The organism is Streptomyces sp. A5-4 (assembly GCF_051131715.1).
GTDB lineage: Bacteria > Actinomycetota > Actinomycetes > Streptomycetales > Streptomycetaceae > Streptomyces.
Genome location: NZ_CP178591.1, coordinates 2,056,319 through 2,077,486, shown reverse-complemented (window position 1 = coordinate 2,077,486; position 21,168 = coordinate 2,056,319). Strand labels below are relative to the sequence as shown.

The following is a 21,168-nucleotide window of genomic DNA, read 5'->3' as shown; positions in this document are numbered from 1 at the left end:
CCCTCACATGAGTTGACGAGCTGTCAGTGACGGCACACTAGTGCACTACGAACCGTAGTGGGAGTGCTTCGGTCACTCGAATACTGAACTAGAGCACCGACCTGTCAACAGGTCAGCCATGTGACGTCCGAAGGGTGACCGCCTGCCATGAGCGAGCCAACGAGGTATTCGACCGCGCCTGTCGATCTGCCGTTGCGCCTGGAGTTGGAGCCGACGCCCGTCGAGGGGTGCGCTGGCTGCGCCGAACTCGCCAACGTGCGCGACCGGGCGCGCATGGTCGGCGACATGACGACCGTGACTGACTGCAATGTCTACATGCGACGCCATCCCGAGGGGCACCAGTGACACCCCGCGCCGTGTACCGCTACGTACCCCACACCGTCCGGCACGTCCCCGAAGGCGGTGTCACCTACGAAGCGTTCTGCGTCACGGTTGGATGCGAGGTCGAGTCCGGTCCCCACGATGAGCAGGAGGCCGCGCAGGACTGGGCACTTCAGCACACCGGAGGCACTGGCCACGATCTGTTCCGTCGTGTCGTGACCGACCACGCGATGGTCACCCGCACCGAGTAGGCGTCATCGCGGAAGCCAGACCCGAACTCTCACTCCGTCGAGATGAGCACCAGACCGCAGCCCCAGCCACAGGTCTCCGCCAGCGGTCACGGCGTAGCGCCGAAGTGGCATGCGTCCAAAGTTTCTATACGTCTTCAAGGCGACCCGCTGGCGCGGGTCGCGCGCGGCACGGCCGCTCATCCGGCCCGCTCTCGGCTCCGCCACCGCGGGCCGGCCAGCGACCAGGCCGCGCAGACAACACAGCGGACGACTGGAAGCCCGAAGAAGCCGGGACGCGCCCGCACGACGAGCACCAGGCCGACCGTGAGGCAGCGGTGGGGAGTTGGCCGATGCGCAGCTGGCGGGTGGGTCGGTCGGCTCCATGGGCTTTACCCACCTCCCCGAGTCGGGGCCCGCGTCGGGCAAGGCCAGGGGGCCACTCGTTCACATTCCGGGCAGGGGTAAAGCCTGCCCGAGTTGCCGGGCCAGCGTACGGCCCCCTGACCATGCCCGACCCCAACCCGGGCAGGACACCGGCCAAAGCCCACTCCACCGCCCTCACGCGCGTGATCGGCTGACGGCAACGCGACGGCAACAGGGGCGCACAGCAAGGCACTTCCACGCACACCCACGGACCGGCAAATTCCTGCTGACCTGCGAAAACGCAGGCAGAAAGGGGGCGCCCAGCACACGTACTATGTGCTGGCGGGCGAGACACCGGTACTCGTGCACAATTCAGGCTGCGGGATCGCCGACCCGTATTCGCTGAGTCGCACTGAGGGTCTGTCGGGAAATGCTTCGATCAAGAATGTCGACAAGCTGGCAAAGGACATGAAGGAGAACGGGTGGCAAGGAGACCCGATCGAGGTGTTCGGGCATGGTGGATCGCGATATGTAATCAACGGCCATCATCGAGTAGCTGCCGCCAAGCGCGCTGGAATAGAAGTTCCCTACACGAATATTTCCTTGGAACGGCTCCAAGGGTACGGATATAAAGGTGCAGACGACGTCGTTGCCGCATGGGCGAATGTCAGACCGGATAGCCTGACAAACAAGTACAAGCGGAGATGACTATGGTGAATGTATCCGCACGTGAATACGTGCTCGACTTCGTCTCAGCACTGACGTCGGTGAGGCAGTCGATGGTCACCAGTTATCCAGCACTGAGAACGCTTTCTGACATGATTCCGCTGGTCAGGCGCGGCGGTATGGATCGACGTGGTATCTCGCGTGACGGCGTGGGTTACGCGGTTCATGGAATCGGTTGCAGAATGGCCGATCAGAGGGGCAGGGAAGTAGATGTCGACTTCCTGCCGGACGGGTCGGAAGTCTTCGACGATTGGCGAGTGATTCGCTTCATTGAGAGCTTGGATGACGGACTTGATATTTCTCGCGAGGATGTCTTGTCATCTTGTCGCGAACTGGTTCGTGGTGGAGTTCTCAGAGAGGTTAGAACGGGCTGGTTCAGCGCTGTCGTTCTGCGGTGAGTAGCGCTGAAAGTTGAGGTGTCACCTGGTCAAGTGACGGGTCCCGCTCGTGGGCCCCGGTAGCGTTTGATAGTTGGACGCGAAATCCATGTACTGAGCACAGAGATTCTCCGCCTTCCACCTTGGCTTCTCCGAAAAATGCAAGGCGATGCCCCGCCGGGTTTGGCTCCGGCGGGGCATCTGGCCGTCTTGACGGCAACGGTGACGGCAACGTCAACGGACGGTTGCCGCGGAGGGCGGGTCTTCTCGGTCGTCGTTGCCCGTGCCGAGTACGTCGTTGAGGGTGTCGATGGCCTGGCGTTGGAGGCGGAGTCGGACGTGGGCGTAGACGCCGGCGGTGACGCCGATGTGGGCGTGACCGAGGAGCTCTTTGATGACGACGAGATCGACGCCTTGCTCCAGGAGCAGGGTGGCGGTCGAGTAACGGAGATCGTGGAAGCGGATCGTCCGGAGTCCGGAGCTGTGGAGGATGCGACGGAAGCGGCGGGTGAGGTTGCCGGGGTCGAGCGGTCTGCCCGTCGGGGTGGTGAAGACGAGGCCGTTGTCTGCCCAGCCAGTTCCGGCCGCCTGGCGCTCTTCCTGCTGCCGCTCCTGATGGGCCTTGAGGGAGCTGATGCATTCGGTGGGGAGGGCGATGCGGCGCTCGGAGGCCAGGGTCTTGGTGTTCAGGACGGTCAGACCCTGACTGCGGGTGCGCTGGAGCGAGCGGCGGATGCTGGCGGTGCCGCCGTCCAGGTCGAGGTCTTCCCAGTGGAGGCCGAGGAGTTCGCCCTTGCGGAGTCCGGTGCGTAGGGCGAGTTCGTACAGAGCGTGAAGCCGGTTGTCGCCGGCCGACTGGAGGAACTGGCGGGCTTCGGCGGCGGTTAGGGGCTGGAAGCGCCGGGGGCGGGGCGTGGTGGTCTTGACGTTGCGGGCGACGTTGCGCGGCAGTTCGTCCTCGCGGACGGCGTGTTCCAGGGCGGGCTTGAGGACTGCGTGGACGTACGTCACAGTCAGCGGTGAGAGCCGCTTCTCGCAGCACTGGCCGATGGCGCAGCAGGACCTCCGAACAGCGTCCTGTTCCTGCGCGCAGCACTGGCAGGTGGTGCGGAGTTCGTCGAGGAAGGTGCGGACGTCGCGGGTGGTGAGCCGGGCGAGCTTCTTGGCGCCGAGGCCGGGGGGTGAGGCGGAGGCGGATGGAGGCGGCGTAGCGGGTGTGGGTGTTCTCTCGCAGGTGGTGAACGGCGACGCCGTCCAGCCAGTACGCGAGGTAGGTGCTCACGGTGCTGTCGGCCGTCGCGATGGGGAGCCGCGGTTGCTGGCGGCGATCTTCTCGATGAGCTTGGCCAGCGCGTCTTTGCGGGTTGCGCCGTAGACGCGGACGCGCTTGCGGGTGTTGCCGGGGGGGCGAGGACGTATCCGGCGGCTTCCCATCGTCCGTCCTTGCGCTGGTAGACGGTCCCGTCGCCGTTCGCAGGATGGTGCGTGCTGGGGGCGAGTGGCAGGGGCGGGCGGCGGCGTGGAGTGGCCCCTGCCACTCGGGTCTGGTCCGGGTTACCTCAGTCGCGGCTGACCTGGAGCTCCTTGATGCCGTTCAGCCACGCCGAGCGCAGGCGCCGTGGGTCGCCCACCAGCCTGAGGTCGGGCAGGGCGTCCGCGATCGCGTTGAAGATCAAGTTGATCTCCAGTACGGCCAGTGACTTGCCCAGGCAGAAGTGCGGGCCTCCGCCGCCGAATCCCAGATGCGGGTTGGGGTCACGGGTGATGTCGAAGGCCTCCGGGTTCTCGAAGACCTCGGGGTCGTTGTTGGCCGAGGAGTAGAAGATGCCGACCCGGTCGCCCTTCTTGACCGCCTGGCCGCCCAGTTCGAGGTCCTCGGTGGCGGTCCGCTGGAAGGAGACGACGGGCGTCGCCCAGCGCACGATCTCCTCGGCTGTGGTCTCCGGGCGCTCGCGCTTGTAGAGCTCCCACTGCTCGGGGTGGGTGAGGAAGGCGTGCATGCCATGGCTGATCGCGTTGCGGGTGGTCTCGTTGCCGGCCACCGCCAGCAGAATGACGAAGAAGCCGAACTCGTCCGACTGCAGGTTTCCTTCGCCCTCCGCCGCGACCAGCGTGGACACGATGTCCTTCGCCGGGCACTCCTTGCGGGCGGCGGCGAGGTTCATCGCGTACGAGACGATCTCCATGGCCGCCTCGGTGCCGACCTCCTCGGTGATGGCGTACTCCGGATCGTCGTACGCCGCCATCTTGTTGGACCAGTCGAAGATCTTGGTCCGGTCCTCCTGCGGTACGCCGATGAGCTCGGCGATGGCCTGCAGGGGCAGTTCGACGGCGATGTTGGTGACGAAGTCGAAGGTGCCGTCGTCCTTGGCGTTCGCGAGCGCGGCATCGACGATCGAGTGGGCCCGGTCGCGCAGGGCGCCCTGCAGCGACCGGATGGCGCGGGGGGTGAAGCCGCGCTGCACGATCTGGCGGACCCTGGTGTGCTCGGGCGGGTCCATGTTGAGCATGATCAGCCGCTGTGCGTCGATCTGATCGCGGCTGATCGACTCGTTGAAGCGGATGACCGCGGTGTTTGTGTGGGAGGAGAAGAGTTCCGGGTGCGTGGAGACATATTTGACGTCCGCATGACGGGTAACCACCCAGTAGCCCGCGTCGTCGAAGCCGGAGATGCCGTGCGGCTGTGCGCACCACCACACCGGAGAGGTCTGCCGCATCTGTGCGAACTCCGGGTGAGGGACCCGGGATTGGAGCAGGTCGGGGTCGGTGAAGTCGAACCCGTCGGGCAGCGCGGGGCAGTGCATCGGCAACTCCATGTCTGACGGACCATCAGAAGTTGCCCGGAATGTAGTAACGAGTTCTACAAGTGGCAAGGGATTTGGCGCCAACTGTTGCGTGCGCGGCAGGCGCGTACCGCGTGCAGGGCCCTTGCGCTACAGGGGTGCCACTCATAAGACTGAGGCAAGAACTAGAACGCGTACTAGTTCCAAGCCTGCCGTGGGCGCCGGGACGTCCTACGGGTAAGGAGAGGACGAGCTCATGGCCGCGGAACCCGTCATCGTCGAAGCTGTACGCAGCCCCATCGGCAAGCGCGGAGGCGCGCTCGCCAACCTGCACCCCGCCTATCTGCTGGGTGAGACCTACCGTGAGCTCCTCGGCCGCACCGGAATCCAGGCCGACTGCGTCGAGCAGATCGTCGGCGGTACGGTCACGCACGCCGGCGAGCAGTCCATGAACCCGGCGCGCAACGCGTGGCTCGCCATGGGACTGCCGTACGAGACCGCCGCCACCACCGTGGACTGCCAGTGCGGGTCTTCGCAGCAGGCCAGTCACATGGTCGCCAACATGATCGCCGCCGGGGCGATCGACGTCGGCATCAGCTGTGGCGTCGAAGCGATGTCACGGGTGCCGCTGGGGAGCGGGTCGAAGCACGGCCCCGGCAAGCCGTTCCCCGAGGAGTGGAACGTCGATCTGCCCAATCAGTTCGAGGCGGCCGAGCGGATCGCGCGCAATCGCGGGCTGACGCGTGAACGTGTCGACTCGCTGGGGCTGTTGTCGCAGGAGCGGGCCGCGGTGGCGTGGGGCGAGGAGCGCTTCAAGCGTGAGACCTTCGCCGTGCAGGTGCCGACCACCGAGGAGGAGCAGGCGGCCGGGCAGGGCATGTGGCGGCTCGTCGACCGTGACGAGGGGCTGCGTGACACGTCCATGGAGGCGCTGGGCCGGCTGAAGCCCGTCATGCCGACGGCCGTGCACACCGCGGGCAACTCCTCGCAGATATCGGACGGTTCGAGCGCGATCCTGTGGGCGTCGAAGCGGATGGCGCGGGCGCTCAAACTCAAGCCGCGGGCGCGGATCGTGGCGCAGGCGCTGGTCGGGTCGGACCCGCACTTCCATCTGGACGGGCCGATCGACGCGACCCGGGCGGTGCTCGGGAAGGCGGGGATGTCGCTCAGGGACATCGATCTGGTCGAGATCAACGAGGCGTTCGCGTCCGTGGTGCTGAGCTGGGGGCAGGTCTTCGAGCAGGACCTGGAGAAGGTGAATGTGAACGGCGGGGCGATCGCGCTGGGGCATCCCGTGGGGGCGACCGGGGCGCGGCTGATCACTACGGCATTGCATGAACTGGAGCGGCGGGACAAGGAGTTCGCGCTCATCACGATGTGTGCGGGTGGGGCGTTGGCCACGGGGACGATTATTCAGCGGCTGTAGGGGGCGGGTGCGGGGCGCGGCTCCGGGTGTGGGTTGCCTGCGGCGCTGTTCCCCTCCCCGCCCCTTCCCGAAGCCGGGGCTCCGCCCCAGGCCCCGGTCCTCAAGCGCCGGACGGGCTGGAATGGGCGGGGTGGGTGTGGTGCGGCGGGTTTCGCCCCAGGCCCCGGTCCTCAAGCACCGGACGGGCTGGAATGGGCGGGGTGGGTGTGGCGCGGCGGGCTCCGCCCCAGGCCCCGGTCCTCAAGCGCCGGACGGGCTGGAATGGGCGGGGTGGGCGTGCTGCGGCGGGCTCCGCCCAGGCCCGGTCGTCAAACACCGGACGGGCTGGATGTGGCTGAGCTGGATGGATGTGGCCGGGCCGGGTGTGGACCCGCCGGGTCGAGCGGGCCGGGTGGGCGCAGGCGAAGGCCCCGCTGCGATCGGCCGGGAGAGGTCGATCTCAGCGGGGCCTTTGTGAGCCGGGTGGTGGTGTGGCTGGTCAGTACCAGCCGTTGGCCTGCCAGTGGCTCCACGCGCCGCACGGGTTGCCGTAGCGGTCGTTCATGTAGTCCACGCCCCACTTGATCTGGGTGGCCGGGTTGGTCTTCCAGTCGGCGCCCGCGGACGACATCTTGGAGCCCGGCAGGGCCTGGACCAGGCCGTACGCGCCGGACGATGCGTTGTTGGCCTGGTGGTCCCAGCCGCTCTCGTGCTCGACGATGTTGTCGAAGCACTGGAACTGGGCGTCGTCCGCGATGATCTTCTTCGCGACCGACTGCGGCGTCGCCGCCGCGGCCTCGGAGGCGCCGCCGCCCATCACCACGCCCACGGAGCCGAGCAGCACGGCAGCGCCGGCGGCCACGGACTTCGAGCGGGTGGCGAGGCGGCGAGTGATCACAGAGGACACGGAGGAACCTAACGTTGGGAACGGGGGGTGTCGCGGGGGTGGGCCGATTGCGGCGGCCTGCTTCACCCGGCGACTGCTCCAGTGGAGCAGAGCGGGCATCTCGTCGCAATTACCCCTCTTACTAGTCGAACCGGTAATTCAGGCAGAAAGTACCTGAAGTGGTATTGCTGCCGTCTGTGCAGGTCGTGGCCTCGCGGAAAGATCCCGGAGGGGGTGTCCGTGAGTACTATCCAGGCTCGTTGGGGACCAAGGTCCTGTGGGCCGCCTCACCGATCCGGCGCGCTTCCGTCACGGAAAGCGACGTACTGCCTACGGCTTCTGGGCCTCGAATGTGACCGCCGCCTCGAAGGCGGCCCGGCGGGTGGCCCGGCGCAGCGCCTTCAGGACCGTCGCGCCGATGGTGAGGGTCAGGGCGACGGTGAGGACGGCCCGGCCCAGGTCCCAGCCCAGCGAGGTGGCCGCGCAGTACGTGAGGAAGCGGACCAGGTTCTCGTGCACCGGGTCGCCGGGGTGGAAGGAGACACCGGTGGAGAGCCCGCCGATGTACGTCCACCCCTGGAGGTTCATGATCGTGCCGTAGAGGAAGGCCGCGACGCAGCCGTACGCCGCCAGCATCAGCAGCTCGGCGCGGCCACGCAGCCGCTCCGCGCCCGGCAGCAGGCCCGCGCCCATCGTGAACCAGCCCATGGCCAGCATCTGGAACGGCATCCACGGCCCGACACCGCCGGTGAGCAGCGCGGAGGCGAACATCGTCACCGAGCCCAGCACGAAGCCGAAGCCGGGGCCAAGCACCCGCCCGCTCAGCACCATCAGGAAGAACATCGGCTCCAGCCCGGCGGTGCCCGCCCCGAGCGGGCGCAGCGCCGCCCCCACGGCCGCCAGCACACCCAGCATCGCGACGGCCTTCGCGTCGAGCCCCGAGTCGGCGATGGTCGCCACGACGACCGCGACCAGGAGTGGGAGCAGCGCGGCGAACAGCCACGGCGCGTCCTTCGAGTGGGCGAGCCCGGACGCGGAGTCGGCGAGCAGCGGCCAGCCGAAGGCGATCACCCCGATCACGCTGATAAGCAGCAGCGCGACGACGGCCCGCGGGCCCAGCCGCACCACCCGCGGGCGGCGGCCCGACACCTTCTGTCCGCTCATACGGCGGCCTCGGGGCCCGCCGACGCGTCCCGTACCTGCGAGACGGTCAGCCACTTCTGCGGCGCGAGGATCTTCGCGACCTGCGGGGCGAACGCGGGCGAGGACACCACCACTTCGGGCGTCGGCCCGTCGGCGACCACCTCGCCGTCGGCGAGGATCACCACCCGGTGCGCCAGCTCCGCCACCAGCTCCACATCGTGGGTGGCGAGCACGATCGCGTGCCCGTCCGCCGCGAGCCCGCGCAGGATCGTGACCAGGCGGGCCTTGGCCGCGTAGTCCAGACCGCGGGTCGGTTCGTCGAGCAGCAGCAGCGGGGGCCGCCCGGTCAGTACGACGGCGAGGGCCAGCGCGAGGCGCTGCCCCTCCGACAGGTCCCGCGGGTGGGTGCTGTCCGGTACGTCCGGGAGCACCGCGGTCACCAGGGCCCGGCAGCTGCCCGCCTCGGCGCCGGTGTCCCGGTCGGCGGCCGTGCACTCGGCGGCGACGGTGTCGGCGTACAGCAGATCGCGCGGCTCCTGCGGTACGAGCCCGACGCGGCGGATCATCTCGCGCGGCGGGGTGCGGTGCGGGACCTTCCCGCCGACGCGCACCGAGCCCGACGTCGGCTCGTGCATGCCGACGAGCGCGCCCAGGAGCGTCGACTTGCCCGCGCCGTTGCGGCCCATCAGCGCGACCGTCTCGCCCGGCCGCACCGACAGCGTCACCCGGCGCAGCGCTTCGGTCCGCCCGCGGCGCAGCGTCAGGGCCCGGGTCTCGGCGACGGGCGGGGCGGGCGGCGGGTCGGGTGTGGCGGCGGGCGTACGGTCCGCGAGGCGCTCCCGCAGTCCGGCGGCCCGGCGGCGGGCGTCCCGTACGGACAGCGGCAGCGGGTCCCAGCCGGCGAGCCGCCCCAGCGCCACCACCGGCGGATGCACCGGTGACACGGCCATCACGGCGGCGGGCGCACCGAGGACGGGGGCCTCGCTGGGGCCGGGCAGCAGCACGACCTGGTCGGCGTACTGCACCACCCGCTCCAGGCGGTGCTCGGCCATCAGCACCGTCGTCCCCAGGTCGTGCACGAGGCGCTGCAGCACGGCCAGCACTTCCTCGGCGGCGGCCGGGTCCAGGGCGGACGTGGGCTCGTCGAGTACCAGCACCTTCGGGTGCGGGGTGAGGACCGAGCCGATCGCGACGCGCTGCTGCTGGCCGCCGGAGAGGGTGGCGATCGGGCGGTCGCGCAGCTCGGCGAGACCGAGCAGGTCCAGGGTCTCCTCGACCCGGCGCCGCATCACGTCCGGCGCGATGCCCAGGGACTCCATGCCGTACGCCAGCTCGTCCTCGACGGTGTCGGTGACGAAGTGGGCCAGCGGGTCCTGGCCGACGGTGCCGACGAGGTCGGCCAGTTCGCGCGGCTTATGGGTGCGGGTGTCGCGGCCGTCGACGGTGACCCGGCCGCGCAGGGTGCCGCCGGTGAAGTGCGGGACGAGCCCGGAGACCGCGCCCAGCAAAGTCGATTTGCCGACTCCGGACGGCCCGACGAGCAGGACCAGCTCGCCCTCGGGCACGGTGAGATCGACGCCCCGGATCGCGGGCGCGGCGGCGTCGGCGTAACTGACCGACACATTCTCGAACCGGATCACTGGCCTGTCTCTTTCTCTGTGGCTGGTGCCTTCGCTGAGTTCGTGGGCGCCGGCGTCCCTGCCGCTGCCGGCGCCCTGTCTGCCGCCGGTTCCCGGTGCGCCGGGGCCACGAAGGCCGGCAGCAGGCCGATCAGTACGGACGCGGCGGGCCACAGCGGGAACTCCGGTGCGACCAGCGGCACCACACCCGGGTGCAGGGCCACCGGGTCATGGCTGCCGGCCCAGATCATCAACCCCCCGACCGCCGCCCCCGATCCGGCCACCAGCCACGCGCGCGTGCCCCACAGATCGGGCCGGTAGCGGGTACGGATGCTGCGCCGGCCGCCGAGCCGCAGGCCCGCCATCGCGGCGAGCAGCCCCACGGCGAGTACCGGCAGCCCGAACCCGGCCCCGTCGGCGGCCAGCAGCCCGTACGACCCGGCGCACACGCCGAGCAGTCCGCCGATGGTCAGCACGGTCGTGGTGTGCCGCACGGCGGGCGGGACATGGGCGCTGCGGCCGTAGCCGCGTGCGTCCATCGAAGCGGCCACCGCGACCGACCGCTCCAGCGCGCCCTCCAGGACCGGCAGCCCGATCTGGAGAACGGCCTTGATGCCGCTGGTGGGGCGCCCGCGCAGTCGGCGCGCGGTCCGCAGACGCAGCACGTCCGCGACCATGTTCGGCGCGAAGGTCATCGCGACGACAACGGCGACGCCCACCTCGTACAGCGCTCCGGGCAGCGACTTGAGCAGCCTGGCCGGGTTGGCGAGCGCGTTGGCGGCGCCCACGCAGATGAGGAGCGTGGCGAGCTTCGCGCCGTCGTACAGGGCGAAAACCAGCTGCTCGGCCGTCACCCGGCCGCCGATCCGCACCCCCCTCGCCCAGTCGGGCATCGGTAATTCGGGCAGCGTGAACAGGGTGTGGGTGCCGGGGACCGGTGAGCCGAGGAACACCGAGAACAGCAGCCGGATCCCGATGACCACCAGGCCGAGCTTGACGAACGCGCCGTACGAACGGGCCCACGGCGCGGCGGTGCGGCGCGCGGCGACGACATAGCCGGCGACGCCCACCAGCAGCCCGAGCAGTAGCGGATTGGTGGTGCGCGACGCCGCGGTGGCGAGCCCGAGTGCCCACAGCCACCAGGCCCCCGCGTGCAGGGCGTTGCTGCGGTTCGCCTCGGGCGCGCGCAGGGTCACGGTCGTCCGCGGCGGCGCCGGCCCTGCCACACACCGGCCGCGCCGAGCGCGAGGACGGCGGCGAGGCCGACCAGGATCCCGGCGGAGGGGCCGCCCTCGTCGGGTGTGTTCTCCGTCGCCGGGGCCGTCTTCCTGCCGTCGGCGGCGGCGACCTGGTCCCCGCAGCCCGCCTTCGGGTAGCCGGAGATCGCACACAGCAGCGCGTCACTGTTGTACCGCAGCGGCTTCGCCACCGCGGCGAGCGCCTCCGCGCTGGTCGCGTCCTGGCGGATCCGGGCACAGGCGGTGCGCGGGGCGGGCGGGCGTTCCCCGTCGGGAGCGTCGGCCGCGGTGCCGAAGTCGATGACCAGGGCGACCCGCTTCGCGTCGCCCTGGGCGGGGGTGGCCCCGCAGATGGCCCGGAAGTCCCCGGCGCCGCGCGGCTTGGCGGCGTCCTGCGAGTCCTGGCTCACGGCGAACCGGAAGCCCTGGACGTCACCGTCGGCGGGCCTCGCGGTGGAAGGACCCTGGGTGGCGTACGCCCACTTCCCGCCGCCGTCCTGGTCCCAGAACGACCAGTAGCGGTAGCCGGTCGCCGCCTGCGCGGACCCCGCCCCGCCCAGCACCACGAGCGCGGCGCACAGGGCGAGGAGGAGCGCGACCGGACGCGTACGCGTCCTCACCGCTGCTGGTTCTTCTTCTTGCGGCCGCTGAACAGGATGCCCGCGCCCGCACTGGCGACGAAGACGATGCCGACGATCCACCAGGCGCCGAAGCCGCCGCCGTCGTCCTTCTTCTCGTCCTTGTCACCGGCCGGCCGCACGGACTCGGGCGTCGGCCCGGTCGCGTTGAGCGCCTTGACCAGGTCGGCGCCGCCGAAGGACTTCGGGTCGGTGCCGGTCGCGTGCGCGGCGAAGATCAGCTGCGCGTACGCGGCGGGCCCGCTCTGCTTCGCCCAGCCGGCCGAGTTCTTCTCCAGCCAGGTCAGCGGCTTCCGCGCCTGCTCGGCCCCGCCCTGCGCGGCCAGCGCGACCACGGCGTCGGCGGTGTTGCCGAAGTCCGGCAGCGGCTTCGTGTCCTCGGCGCCGGGCATGGGGGGAGTGTCGAGGTGGCCGGTCTTGGCGAGGGTGGTGGCCAGGTACGCGGCGCCGTTGCCGGACGTCATGTCCGGGGTCGGCTTGCCGCCCTGCGTGCACGAGGCCTTCTTGCCGCCGTCCTTGCCCTCGGCGACCAGGCCCTTGCCGAGCGCGCCCAGCACGGCCGCGGCCGTCGCGTCACCGTTGGGCGCGAGCTTCCCGGCCTTGTCCGGCTGGTACGCGAACGCGCCGCCGCCCGTCTTCGCGTCGCACGGGATGGCGAACGTGCCGAGCGCGTCGTAAGGCGACCTGCTCTTCTGCGACTTGACCTCGCCCGGCTTCTCGCCCGCCGCGGCCAGCGCGCCGATCACTATCGACGTGGAGTTGGAGTCGGTCGCGGTGCCGGGGCTGTAGCTCCAGCCGCCGTCCTGGTTCTGCGTGGACTTCAACCAGTCGACGCTCTTCTTCACGACGGCGTCCTGCCCGCCGAGCGCGACGAGCGCCTGCACGGCGGCGGCGGTGGCGTTGCTGTCCACCATGGTCTTCGCGTTGCATGGCTCGGTGGCGTCGGCGCGGAACGCAGGGAAGCCGCCGGAGTCGCACTGCTGCCCGACCAGCCAGCTCACGGCCTTCGCCGCGGGCTTGACGCCCACGGTGTCCTGGGCGAGCAGGGCCAGCGACTGCCGGAAGACACCGTCGTACATGGGGTCCGTCGTGCCGTACAGCCCGGAGGGGATCACGGGCTTGGGGGACGGCGTGGGCGCCGCGACCGCCACCGGGCCGGCGGCTGCGCAGAGAACGGCGGAAGCGGCGAGCACGGTGGCTGCGCTGCGGCGAAAGGTCATGACGGGCGGGGGCCTCTCCTGCTGGCGGAGCCGGGCACGAGCACGCGGGACCACGCACCGGGCGCCGGCCCCGTATACCTCGACGGTGCCGAGCCAGTCATGCCGAGCAGGGTGTTGCGACTCGTCGTCCCTCGGGGACGACATACGGCTGCGGGTCAGTGCCGGATTCGCACCGGCTTCCCCCTGTACGGGCATGATGACGACTCGCACACTCTACCGGCCCGTAACGCCCTCGCTCGGTCCCCGGACCCTTACACCGCCTGGTAGGTGACCGGGTCGCTGCCCATCACCGGCTCCGCCATACCCAGCTTCACCAGGCGGCGCAGATGCGCCTCCGCCTCCGAGACCGCGATGTTCCTCGACCCGTACGGGATCTGCTCCCACGGGCGGTTCCACTCCATCCGCTCCGCGATCTGCCACGGGGTGAGCGGGGTGGCGAGGAGGGTGCGCAGGCCGGTCAGTCGGTCCTCGTGGTGGGCCAGCAGTTCGGCCACGCGCGCGGGAGCGTCGGTGAACGCGTGCTGATGGGCGGGCAGGACCTCGGCGGGAGCCAGCCGTCCGATGCGCTCCAGGGAGTCGAGGTAGTCGCCGAGGGGGTCGGTGACCGTGGCGTCGTCCGGGTCCTCGTACAGGCCGATGTGCGGGGTGATCCCGGGCAGGAGGTGGTCGCCGGAGAACAGGCGGCCGTTGCCGGGGAGGTTCGCCGGATGGGCCTCGTCGAGATGCAGACAGACATGGCCCGGGGTGTGGCCCGGCGTCCAGATCGCGCGCAGCCGGCGCCCCGCCAGCGGGAGCAGGTCGCCGGGGACGATCTCGCGGTCCGGGAGGGCGGCGCTCAGGCCCGGCAGGGTGCGGGTGCGGCCCGACTCGCGGGCGGCGCGCAGCGGCGCGAGGTGCTCCTCGGGGGCGCCCGCGGTGGTGAGTTTGGCGGTGATGAAGTCCAGCCAGGTGCTGGGCTTCGCGCCGCGGGTGCGGCGTACGACGTCGGTGTCGGCGGCGTGCATGGCGATCCACGCACCCGAGACGTCCCGCACCTGGCCGGACAGGCCGTGGTGGTCGGGGTGGTGGTGGGTGACGAGCACGCCGTGGATGTCGGCGACGGCCACATCGAGCGCCGCGAGGCCCGCGACCAGGGTGTCCCAGGACGTCGGGTCGTCCCAGCCGGTGTCGATCAGGACCGGGCCCTCGTCGGTGTCGAGCAGGTGGACCAGTGTGTGACCGAGCGGGTTGTCCGGGATGGGCACCTTGAGGGACCAGACGCCTCCGCCGTGTGCGGTCACCTGGTCGGTCACCTGCTTCATGGGGCCTCGTCTCGGTCGCGTAGGGGCGCGGCGCCGGTCGCGCGGCGTCCGGCAGCCGTCAGGCTTCGCCCACTATAACTAGAACTCGTTCCAATCGATGCCCAAGTCAATTGTCTCTACCGGGTAGTTGAACGGCTCATCGGGTCTGCAAGTGGCCGGCCGGGGCGCGGAGTCAGATGTGTTCGGCGTGCCACTGGCCGACCAGGTCCCGGTAGAGCGGCGAACGCTCGATCAGCTCGTGATGGGATCCGTGCGCGGCGTGGGCGCCGTCCAGCACCAGGATCCGGTCCGCGCGCTCGGCGGAGCTGATGCGGTGGGCCACCACGATCAAGGTGCCGGGCCGTTCGGCGAAGGCCGCCTCCGCCTGCTCCTCGGCCGCCGGATCCAGGTGGCAGGTGGCCTCGTCGAGCAGGATCAGAGCCGCGGGCGATACGTGCGCCCTCGCCAGGGCGACGAGTTGACGCTCGCCGTGCGACAGGGCGGCGGGGTCGAGCGGGGAGTCGTACCCTCCCAGGCGTTGGACCAGCGGGCCCAGGCCGACCGCTTCGGCGGAGTGACGCACGGCCGTGGCCGACGCTCCGTCCGGACACAGGTAGAGCAGGTTCTCGCGCAGGGTGCCGGTGAAGACGTAGGCCTGCTGCGGAATGAGGACGCGGACCCCGGACGGACCGCCCGCGACCGCCGGGCGCCCCTGCACCCTTATCCGTCCCCGGTCCGGAGTGAGCAGACCGGCGATGAGGGCGGTCAGGGTGGATTTGCCGATGCCGCTGGGGCCCACGACGGTGAGATGTTCACCGGCCGCGACCGTCAACGTGAGCCTGTCCAGCACCGGTTGGGCATCGGGGCGGTAGGCGAACGTCACCGCGCTCAGTTCGACGGCGGGCGCCCGAGGGTCGCCGGCGGACCGGGTGCCTGCGGATTCGGCCGTGGTCACCGCTGTGAGGGGATCCGGATACGTCCCGGCCGTCAGCCGGTCCAGGACGACCAGCAGCCTGGTGCCTGCGGCTCCCAGGGCATGCATCAGGGTGTGCAGCGCCGGCAGGAGCGACTGCATGAGATAGGTCAGGGCGCCGACCAGGGTGCCGGCGGTCAGCCCCTGGCGCAGCAGCCAGGGGGTCGCGGCGAGGAGCAGCACCACCGGGAGCTGGCCCGACACGGCGAGGGCCAGCGTGCGGGCGGCGGCCCACCTGGCGAGGGTCCGGGCCGTGCGCGCCTCGTTCTCGATCAGCTCGTACGTGTGGTCCGCCACCTGCGCCCGTGCGCCGCAGGCCACCACGTCCCGCAGACCTTCCGCCAGCGCCCCCGCCTGCGTGGCGAGCGCCTCGTCGGCGCGCAGGAAGTTCCGCTGGCATGCCGCCATCGGGATGAGCGTGGCGGTGAACAGGAGCAGGCCGAGCAGCAGGGGCGGCACGACGATCAGCAGCAACTGCGGTGCCAGCGAGGCGAGACCGGCCAGGGCGCCCACTGTGGTGAACACGAACGACCGGGCCACCAGCACCAGTCCGGCGAAACTGTCGCGGGCGATCTCCGTCTGGTGCGTCAGCCGGGAGACCACGGCGCTGTCCGCGGTGGTGGCGCGTCCGCTCACCGCGTCGGCCAGGGATTTCGATGTGATCCTGCGGACCAGGCCGTCCCGCAGCGGTTCGACCAGGTCGGCGAGGCCGCGGAAGACCCCTCGGGTGGCCAGGCCGCCGGCGAGGGCGGCGACAGCGGCCAGCGACAGCCACAGAAGCCCGAGGCCGGTGCGGCCCGCGAGGAATCCCTGGTCGAGCGACTTGGCGACGCTGTAGCCGCCGACGAAGGTCTGCAAGGACTCCAGCAGCGACCAGCTGCCCAGCTTCAGCAGTACGCGCTTGCGCCGGCCCAAAAAACGCCTGGCCTGCGGCAGGATCGGGCTGTCCTTCATGAACCCGGCCCCTTCCCCGGGCCCCGGTCGGCCGAGCCGTCGGGGTCGGCGAATATCGCCCGGTACTCGGCGTTCTCCCACAGGGTCGGATGCGGTCCCACCGCGCGGATCCGGCCGTCCTCGACCCACGCGACCAGGTCGGCGCGGGCCGCGGTGGAGACCCGATGGGCTATCAGTACGCGGGTGCCGGCCCGTACGTCGCTCACCAGGGCCCGCCCGACATGCAGCTCGGTGACGCTGTCGAGGCTGGAGGTGGCGTCGTCCAGGATCAGCAGGCGCCCCGCGTGGGCGAACGCCCTTGCCAGCCCCAACCGTTGTAGTTCGCCGCCCGACAAGGGGACCCCGGCCACCGGCGCCGCGTACCGGCCGGGCAGGCGCTCCACGAAGGCGTGGGCCCCGGCGGCGCGGGCCGCGTCCTCGATCTGCCGGACGGTGAGCTCGGCCGGGCCGAAGCCGATGGCGGCGCCGACCGTGTCGCCGAAGAGGACCGGGCGCTCGAAGGCGTAGCCGACCTCCCGGCGGAGCTGGTCCGGGTCGGCTTCGGCCAGGGGCACGCCATCGAGCCGTACCTCCCCGGTGTCGGGGTCGGTCAGACGGCCGATGACGGCGGCGAGCGTCGACTTGCCGGACCCCGAGCGGCCGACGACGGCCAGCACCGCCCCGCCGGGAATGGTCAGATCCACATCGCGCAACACGAGGGCGCCGTTGCGGACGACGGTGACGGACCGCAGCTCGACCTGGCCAAGTCCGCTCGCGGGCAGCGGGGTTGAACCGTGCCGGGTGGCGGGGACCGCGAGGAGTTCGGCGGTGCGGCGGGCGGCGGAGCGGCTGCGCAACAGCGCGTTGAGCTGTCCCGTTACGGCGCCCAGGCCGGCGGCGAGGCTGGTGTAGGCGGTGGCGGACAGGAGTTGGCCGACGCTCAGGTCCCCGGCGACCAGGCGGATTCCGCCGACGGCGACGACGAGCGCGATCAGCATCGGCACCAGGATGCCGCTGCCGGCGACGGCTCTCCCGTACACCTGCCACATACGCCGTCCCTGTGCGCTCAGCTCCGTGAGGGGCGCCAGGACGCGGGCACGCTCCCGCTCGGCCGTCCCCGCTGCGGCGATGGTGCGTGCGCCACCGAGGGCCTCCACGAGACGGGAGGCGAGGGCGGCCTGCACGCGCTGGTACCGCGTGACGCTGTCGGAGGCGCTCCGGGTGAAGGTGCGCAGCAGGAGCAGCAGCAGCGGCGCCCCGGCCAGGAAGGCCGCGGCCAGCCAGAGGTCGGTGAGCGCCAGTGCGACCAGGCCGCCGAGCGGGGTGAGCAGCGAGGCGGCGCCCGCGGCCACGGTCACCGGCGCCGTGCCGGCCTCGGCGGCGTTGCTGGTCAGCCGGGTGACGAGATCTCCCACGGTGAAGTGGTCGGCCGCCCGGCGGGGTTCGAGGTTCAATAGGTGCGCGACGCCGCGCCGCCGGATCCGCGCGGTACTGCGAGCGTTGGTGACGCCGCTGAGAAACGCCACCAGCGCGTCGGAGACGACCTCCACGACGATCAGGAGTGCGCACAGGGTCACGGCGCGGTGCAGGCCGTCCGAGGCGCCGAGCGCGCGGTCCAGGGTGACGCCGAGCACGCCGGGAAGCGCGACCGCCGCGGTGGCGGAGATCGCGCTCAGGATCAGGACGGCCGAGGTGTGCGCGGGACTGTGGCGGGCCGCGTCCACCAGGACCGGCCTGGCCCGCGCGGGAGGTGACGCTGCGCCGGCGGGGGACTGCGTGCGGGCCATACGGGTGCGGTCCTCGCCTCCGTGGCAGGGGTGGGACGCGCGGTGGCCCCGGTTTGCGTCCACCGGGGCCACCGCGGTCGGTCTTACGGGGCGGTCAGGCCCCGCAGGCGCTGATTCAGTTACAGGTGGTGACGCTCAGGCTGCTGTCGCCACACAGCAGCAGGCTCGCGCGGCTGCCGCCGCCCGTGCCGATCTCGCCGGTGATCTCGGCGGCGGGGGTCTCAAGCATCTGAAGGTCGAGAAGGGTCATGATGGTTCCTCTCATCGTGGGGACGGGTTTTTTTGTTCTCGACTCCCGTCAGGGAGTCGGCTCAGGGGGCCGCCGTAGCGGCGGGAGGAAGGGCAGGTGCACGGGGGGCTCGTGCAGGGCGCTGCCCAGAGCGAGCAAGCAGCCGGCGGTGCCGGTGCTCAAGTCCATGGAAAGACGCATCATCTGCTCACCGGCGAAGGCCAGATGGCCCCGGTAGGGGACGGCGCCCCAGGAGAGCGAGTCGATCTGGCGGCGCACATCGGCTGCGTGCGTACCGGGTCCCGGCGTGCTGGTGCGGCTCAGATGCAGCACCATGCCCGCGGCTCCGCGGAACAGGCCGGGCTGGGCGTAGAACTTGGCCTGCGCGGCCCGCACGATCTCTTCCCTGGCCTGCTCGAACCGTTCGTCGCTCCGATGTGCCAGGTAGTCGTCGATGACCATGCCGATGCCGACACTGCCGGCTCCCAGGTAGGGCATGGTGCGCCAGCCCTCGTTGACCTGGAGGGTGCCACCGACGCTGCGTGTGCAGCGGTCCAGGTCGCGCCGCAGGGCATCGGCCGCGAGGTCCAACAGGGCCTGCTCACCGGTGCGTTCGTACAGGCGGATGAAGAGCAGGGCGGTTCCGCTGGCCCCGTGCAGCAGTCCGGCGCGGGCGGTGGAGGGGCCGGCCGGGGCGGCTTTGTCGGCGATCAGCTGCGCGCATCGCATCGCCGTGTCGTGCAGGGCGCTCTCACCGGTGGAGGTGGCCATTGCGTCCAGGGCGAGGGCGAGGCCCGCCAGGCCGCTGTGCAGGTCCGGCGCGATGTCGTGCCGGGGCTGGGAGGTGAGTGTGTCGGCCAGGTCGAGCGCCGCTTCGCGGTGCCCCAGCCGGTCGAGCACCCACGCGATGCCGGACAGGCCGTCGTAGAAGCCCATGGGCGTGCCGGAGGCGGGAGCCTTGCTCGACCGCAGCAGCCAGTCCTCGGCCTCCGGACATCGCTCGGCGCCGGTCTCGGCCAGGGCGTAGAGGACTCCGGCCGCTCCGTAGGAGAAGCAGGCGCCCCCGGCGGAGTTGGCGAACTGCGCTATGTCGCCGGGGAAGAAGCGGTCCTCACGTTCGGGCGTGGCGGAGGCGATGATGGCCCGCGCCATCGAGTCCCGGCTGTCCGGCCAGTCGGCCAGTGCCACGGGAAGATAGCCGGCCGATGCGGGGGGTGCGCCCGCGTCCGGTCGTACGGCCTCGGTCCGCTGCCCCCGCTGGATCTCATCGACCGCTTCCTGGAGGAAGGCGGGAGGTACGGGGAACTGTTCGCAGGCGATCCGGGCCAGGTGCCCGGCCTTGGCACGGTCCACCGCGAAGAGGCTGGTCAGCGGAAGGAACAGGGCCAGGCGCAGGCAGGCCAGGGCGTACAGGTCGACGTCGAAGCCCCTGCGGTCGGCGGGTGCGACGAACCCCGGATTGGCCACGACCTGGCGGCGCGTCATGTCGTCGACGGCTGCCGCCTCGAAGTCCAGCAGCGTCACGGAGGTCTCGTCCTCCGACAGCATGATGTTGAACAGGTGCAGATCGTTGAAGGCCACACCCCGGGCATGGATCGCCTCGATGGCCTCTTCGACGAGCCGGTGGATCCGTATCGCCCACTGGGTGTACTCGGTGAGCTTCTCCGCACTGGGATCGGCGTCGATCAGCGGGTGCCGGTGGGCGAAGAAGCTGTTCAGGGGCCGGCCCTCGATGTACTCCATGACGAGGAAGGAGTGATCGCCGAGGGTGAACCAGTCCAGGACCTCGGGGGTGTGCCCCAGTCCCGTGAGCCGCCGCAGCGCGTCGCACTCACGTTCCAGGCGGGTGACCGCGTCGGCGCCGTCGGCGGCCAGGCCCGCATGGGGGCGGCCCTCCTTCAGGACCACCTGCCGGTCGGTGCGCAGGTCCCTGCCGACGTACACGCCGCCTCCGTTGGAGAAGTGCAGCGCCCGCTCGAAGCGGTAGGGGACCTCGGCGACCGGGTTCGCGGAGCGGGCCGCGACATGCGGTTCGAGGAAGTCCGGGAGGGTGATCCACGCGGGGACGTGGAAGGTCGGCTCCCTGCGGTCGGGCACCAACTCCCCTTGCGCGTCGGCGATCGCGGGGACCAGCTCACCCTTGTCGTCGTAGCAGTACCGCTCGGTGAAGCTGCCGTAGCGCACGTAGACCGGGCCGGTGCCCCAGCGCAGGTCGCTGAGGATCACGGGGCCGGGCTCGCCGGTGAGGAGCTCGTCGAGTTCCTTCGCGAGGGTGTGGAACTGCGCTTCGTCGGTCGGGTAGACCGTGATGAACTTCCCGCTGGCGGCGCGGTCCGCGTACTTCGCGTTGCGGGAATGGAGCAGATACCGGCTCGGCATGCACTTGAAGGCCACCGACCGCGGGACGCAGTAGTCCCACACCGTGCTGAGAACCTTCTCCGCGTTGTCCAGACACGCGGATATATGGATCTTCCAGCCCTGACTGGGGAGTTGATTGTCCAGGGGGCGGAATGCCAGCCAGTCACCCGAGGTGTGGCGTTGCCATCCCTGCGGCAGTTCCCGTGCGAGGACCGAGTACGGGGCTGCGCTGCTCGCACGGTCCGACGCCCGACGGTACGGGGCGTCGTAGAAATGACGGCCGGCGTCGCAGAATGCGGCATACCCCTTGTTCATTGGACCCCTTCGGCTGGTTGACACCCAGACGCTGTCATCCGGCCGTGAACCGAACCAGTAACGCGTGTCATGAAAGAGGTATGCAGAACGCACAAGTAACATATTTTCGAACCGCATATGTCCCGCGTGCGGAATGGGCCCACCGGTGATGACCTGCGCACCAGCGCGCGGCAAGGCCGGCGGACGCCGGCCCGCGGAGCGCGTGAGCGGCGGGAGGAATCCGCGCCCGGTCCGCGCGTCATCCATGACGGCGGATCTTCCGGCGAACGACGGCAGGACCCACTTTCTGTCCAAACAGGGCGGAGGTACGCTCAGCCCCTTGCTTCGGGAAAGCCTTCTGCGGT

At 70.7% G+C, this 21,168-nt stretch carries 17 protein-coding genes, 1 pseudogene and 1 riboswitch; of the genes and pseudogenes, 5 read left to right on the top strand and 13 right to left on the bottom strand.

The window, feature by feature from the left end:
• The first annotated feature begins 147 nt into the window (after positions 1-147).
• The 4 genes from ACLLJJ_RS09550 (at position 148) to ACLLJJ_RS09535 (ending at position 2,038) form a co-directional block, all read left to right on the top strand.
• Positions 148-345 carry a hypothetical protein gene (locus tag ACLLJJ_RS09550; protein ID WP_434588936.1) on the top strand — a complete coding sequence of 66 codons (198 nt, stop codon included), beginning with the start codon at positions 148-150 and terminating at the stop codon, positions 343-345.
• Positions 342-572 carry a hypothetical protein gene (locus ACLLJJ_RS09545; protein ID WP_434588935.1) on the top strand — a complete coding sequence of 77 codons (231 nt, stop codon included), beginning with the start codon at positions 342-344 and terminating at the stop codon, positions 570-572. The genes ACLLJJ_RS09550 and ACLLJJ_RS09545 overlap by 4 nt, the downstream gene beginning before the upstream one ends.
• Positions 573-1,250: 678 nt before the next feature.
• A complete protein-coding gene (locus tag ACLLJJ_RS09540) occupies positions 1,251-1,622 on the top strand; it encodes a ParB N-terminal domain-containing protein (RefSeq protein ID WP_434588933.1) in 372 nt (123 codons plus the stop codon).
• A gap of 2 nt (positions 1,623-1,624) precedes the next feature.
• Complete coding sequence (locus tag ACLLJJ_RS09535) at positions 1,625-2,038, top strand: DUF6896 domain-containing protein (RefSeq protein ID WP_434588931.1); 414 nt, start codon at positions 1,625-1,627, stop codon at positions 2,036-2,038.
• A gap of 213 nt (positions 2,039-2,251) precedes the next feature.
• Here the strand turns inward: ACLLJJ_RS09535 and ACLLJJ_RS09530 are convergent.
• Positions 2,252-3,522: pseudogene (locus tag ACLLJJ_RS09530) on the bottom strand (tyrosine-type recombinase/integrase).
• Positions 3,523-3,576: 54 nt separating this feature from the next.
• Positions 3,577-4,821 (bottom strand): cytochrome P450, encoded by a 1,245-nt coding sequence (locus tag ACLLJJ_RS09525; protein ID WP_434588929.1) that lies wholly within the window; start codon positions 4,819-4,821, stop codon positions 3,577-3,579.
• A gap of 235 nt (positions 4,822-5,056) precedes the next feature.
• On the opposite strand from ACLLJJ_RS09525, the gene ACLLJJ_RS09520 reads away from it, so the two are divergent.
• Positions 5,057-6,226, top strand: coding sequence for a steroid 3-ketoacyl-CoA thiolase (locus ACLLJJ_RS09520; protein WP_434588927.1), 1,170 nt, complete (start codon positions 5,057-5,059; stop codon positions 6,224-6,226).
• Positions 6,227-6,704: 478 nt separating this feature from the next.
• Here the strand turns inward: ACLLJJ_RS09520 and ACLLJJ_RS09515 are convergent, their stop codons facing one another.
• The 11 genes from ACLLJJ_RS09515 to lanKC all read right to left on the bottom strand — a co-directional run bounded on the left by ACLLJJ_RS09515 (position 6,705) and on the right by lanKC (position 20,824).
• Positions 6,705-7,112 (bottom strand): transglycosylase SLT domain-containing protein, encoded by a 408-nt coding sequence (locus ACLLJJ_RS09515; protein WP_434588925.1) that lies wholly within the window; start codon positions 7,110-7,112, stop codon positions 6,705-6,707.
• 309 nt (positions 7,113-7,421) lie between these two features.
• Positions 7,422-8,255, bottom strand: a complete 834-nt coding sequence (locus ACLLJJ_RS09510; RefSeq protein ID WP_434588923.1) for an ECF transporter S component — start codon at positions 8,253-8,255, stop codon at positions 7,422-7,424.
• The gene (locus ACLLJJ_RS09505; RefSeq protein WP_434588922.1) at positions 8,252-9,874 is read right to left on the bottom strand and encodes an ABC transporter ATP-binding protein; all 1,623 of its coding nucleotides are present in this window, start codon (positions 9,872-9,874) and stop codon (positions 8,252-8,254) included. The genes ACLLJJ_RS09510 and ACLLJJ_RS09505 overlap by 4 nt, the downstream gene beginning before the upstream one ends.
• Entirely contained in the window at positions 9,871-11,043 is a 1,173-nt protein-coding gene (locus tag ACLLJJ_RS09500) for an energy-coupling factor transporter transmembrane protein EcfT (protein WP_434600358.1), read from the bottom strand. Before ACLLJJ_RS09500 ends, ACLLJJ_RS09505 begins: the two co-directional genes overlap by 4 nt.
• Before the next feature lie 2 nt (positions 11,044-11,045).
• On the bottom strand, positions 11,046-11,711 hold the full coding sequence (locus ACLLJJ_RS09495) for an SCO2322 family protein (protein WP_434588920.1): 666 nt from the start codon (positions 11,709-11,711) through the stop codon (positions 11,046-11,048).
• Entirely contained in the window at positions 11,708-12,949 is a 1,242-nt protein-coding gene (locus tag ACLLJJ_RS09490) for a prenyltransferase/squalene oxidase repeat-containing protein (RefSeq protein WP_434588918.1), read from the bottom strand. Before ACLLJJ_RS09490 ends, ACLLJJ_RS09495 begins: the two co-directional genes overlap by 4 nt.
• A gap of 88 nt (positions 12,950-13,037) precedes the next feature.
• A riboswitch (cobalamin riboswitch) is annotated at positions 13,038-13,180 on the bottom strand.
• A gap of 20 nt (positions 13,181-13,200) precedes the next feature.
• Complete coding sequence (locus ACLLJJ_RS09485; protein ID WP_434588916.1) at positions 13,201-14,250, bottom strand: MBL fold metallo-hydrolase; 1,050 nt, start codon at positions 14,248-14,250, stop codon at positions 13,201-13,203.
• A gap of 172 nt (positions 14,251-14,422) precedes the next feature.
• The gene (locus ACLLJJ_RS09480) at positions 14,423-16,156 is read right to left on the bottom strand and encodes an ATP-binding cassette domain-containing protein (protein ID WP_434588914.1); all 1,734 of its coding nucleotides are present in this window, start codon (positions 16,154-16,156) and stop codon (positions 14,423-14,425) included.
• Positions 16,153-17,922 (bottom strand): ABC transporter ATP-binding protein, encoded by a 1,770-nt coding sequence (locus tag ACLLJJ_RS09475; RefSeq protein ID WP_434588912.1) that lies wholly within the window; start codon positions 17,920-17,922, stop codon positions 16,153-16,155. The genes ACLLJJ_RS09480 and ACLLJJ_RS09475 overlap by 4 nt, the downstream gene beginning before the upstream one ends.
• 115 nt (positions 17,923-18,037) lie before the next feature.
• Positions 18,038-18,172 (bottom strand): SapB/AmfS family lanthipeptide, encoded by a 135-nt coding sequence (locus tag ACLLJJ_RS09470; protein WP_283518345.1) that lies wholly within the window; start codon positions 18,170-18,172, stop codon positions 18,038-18,040.
• 48 nt (positions 18,173-18,220) lie between these two features.
• Entirely contained in the window at positions 18,221-20,824 is a 2,604-nt protein-coding gene (gene lanKC / locus ACLLJJ_RS09465) for a class III lanthionine synthetase LanKC (protein WP_434588909.1), read from the bottom strand.
• Between the last annotated feature and the right edge of the window lie 344 nt (positions 20,825-21,168).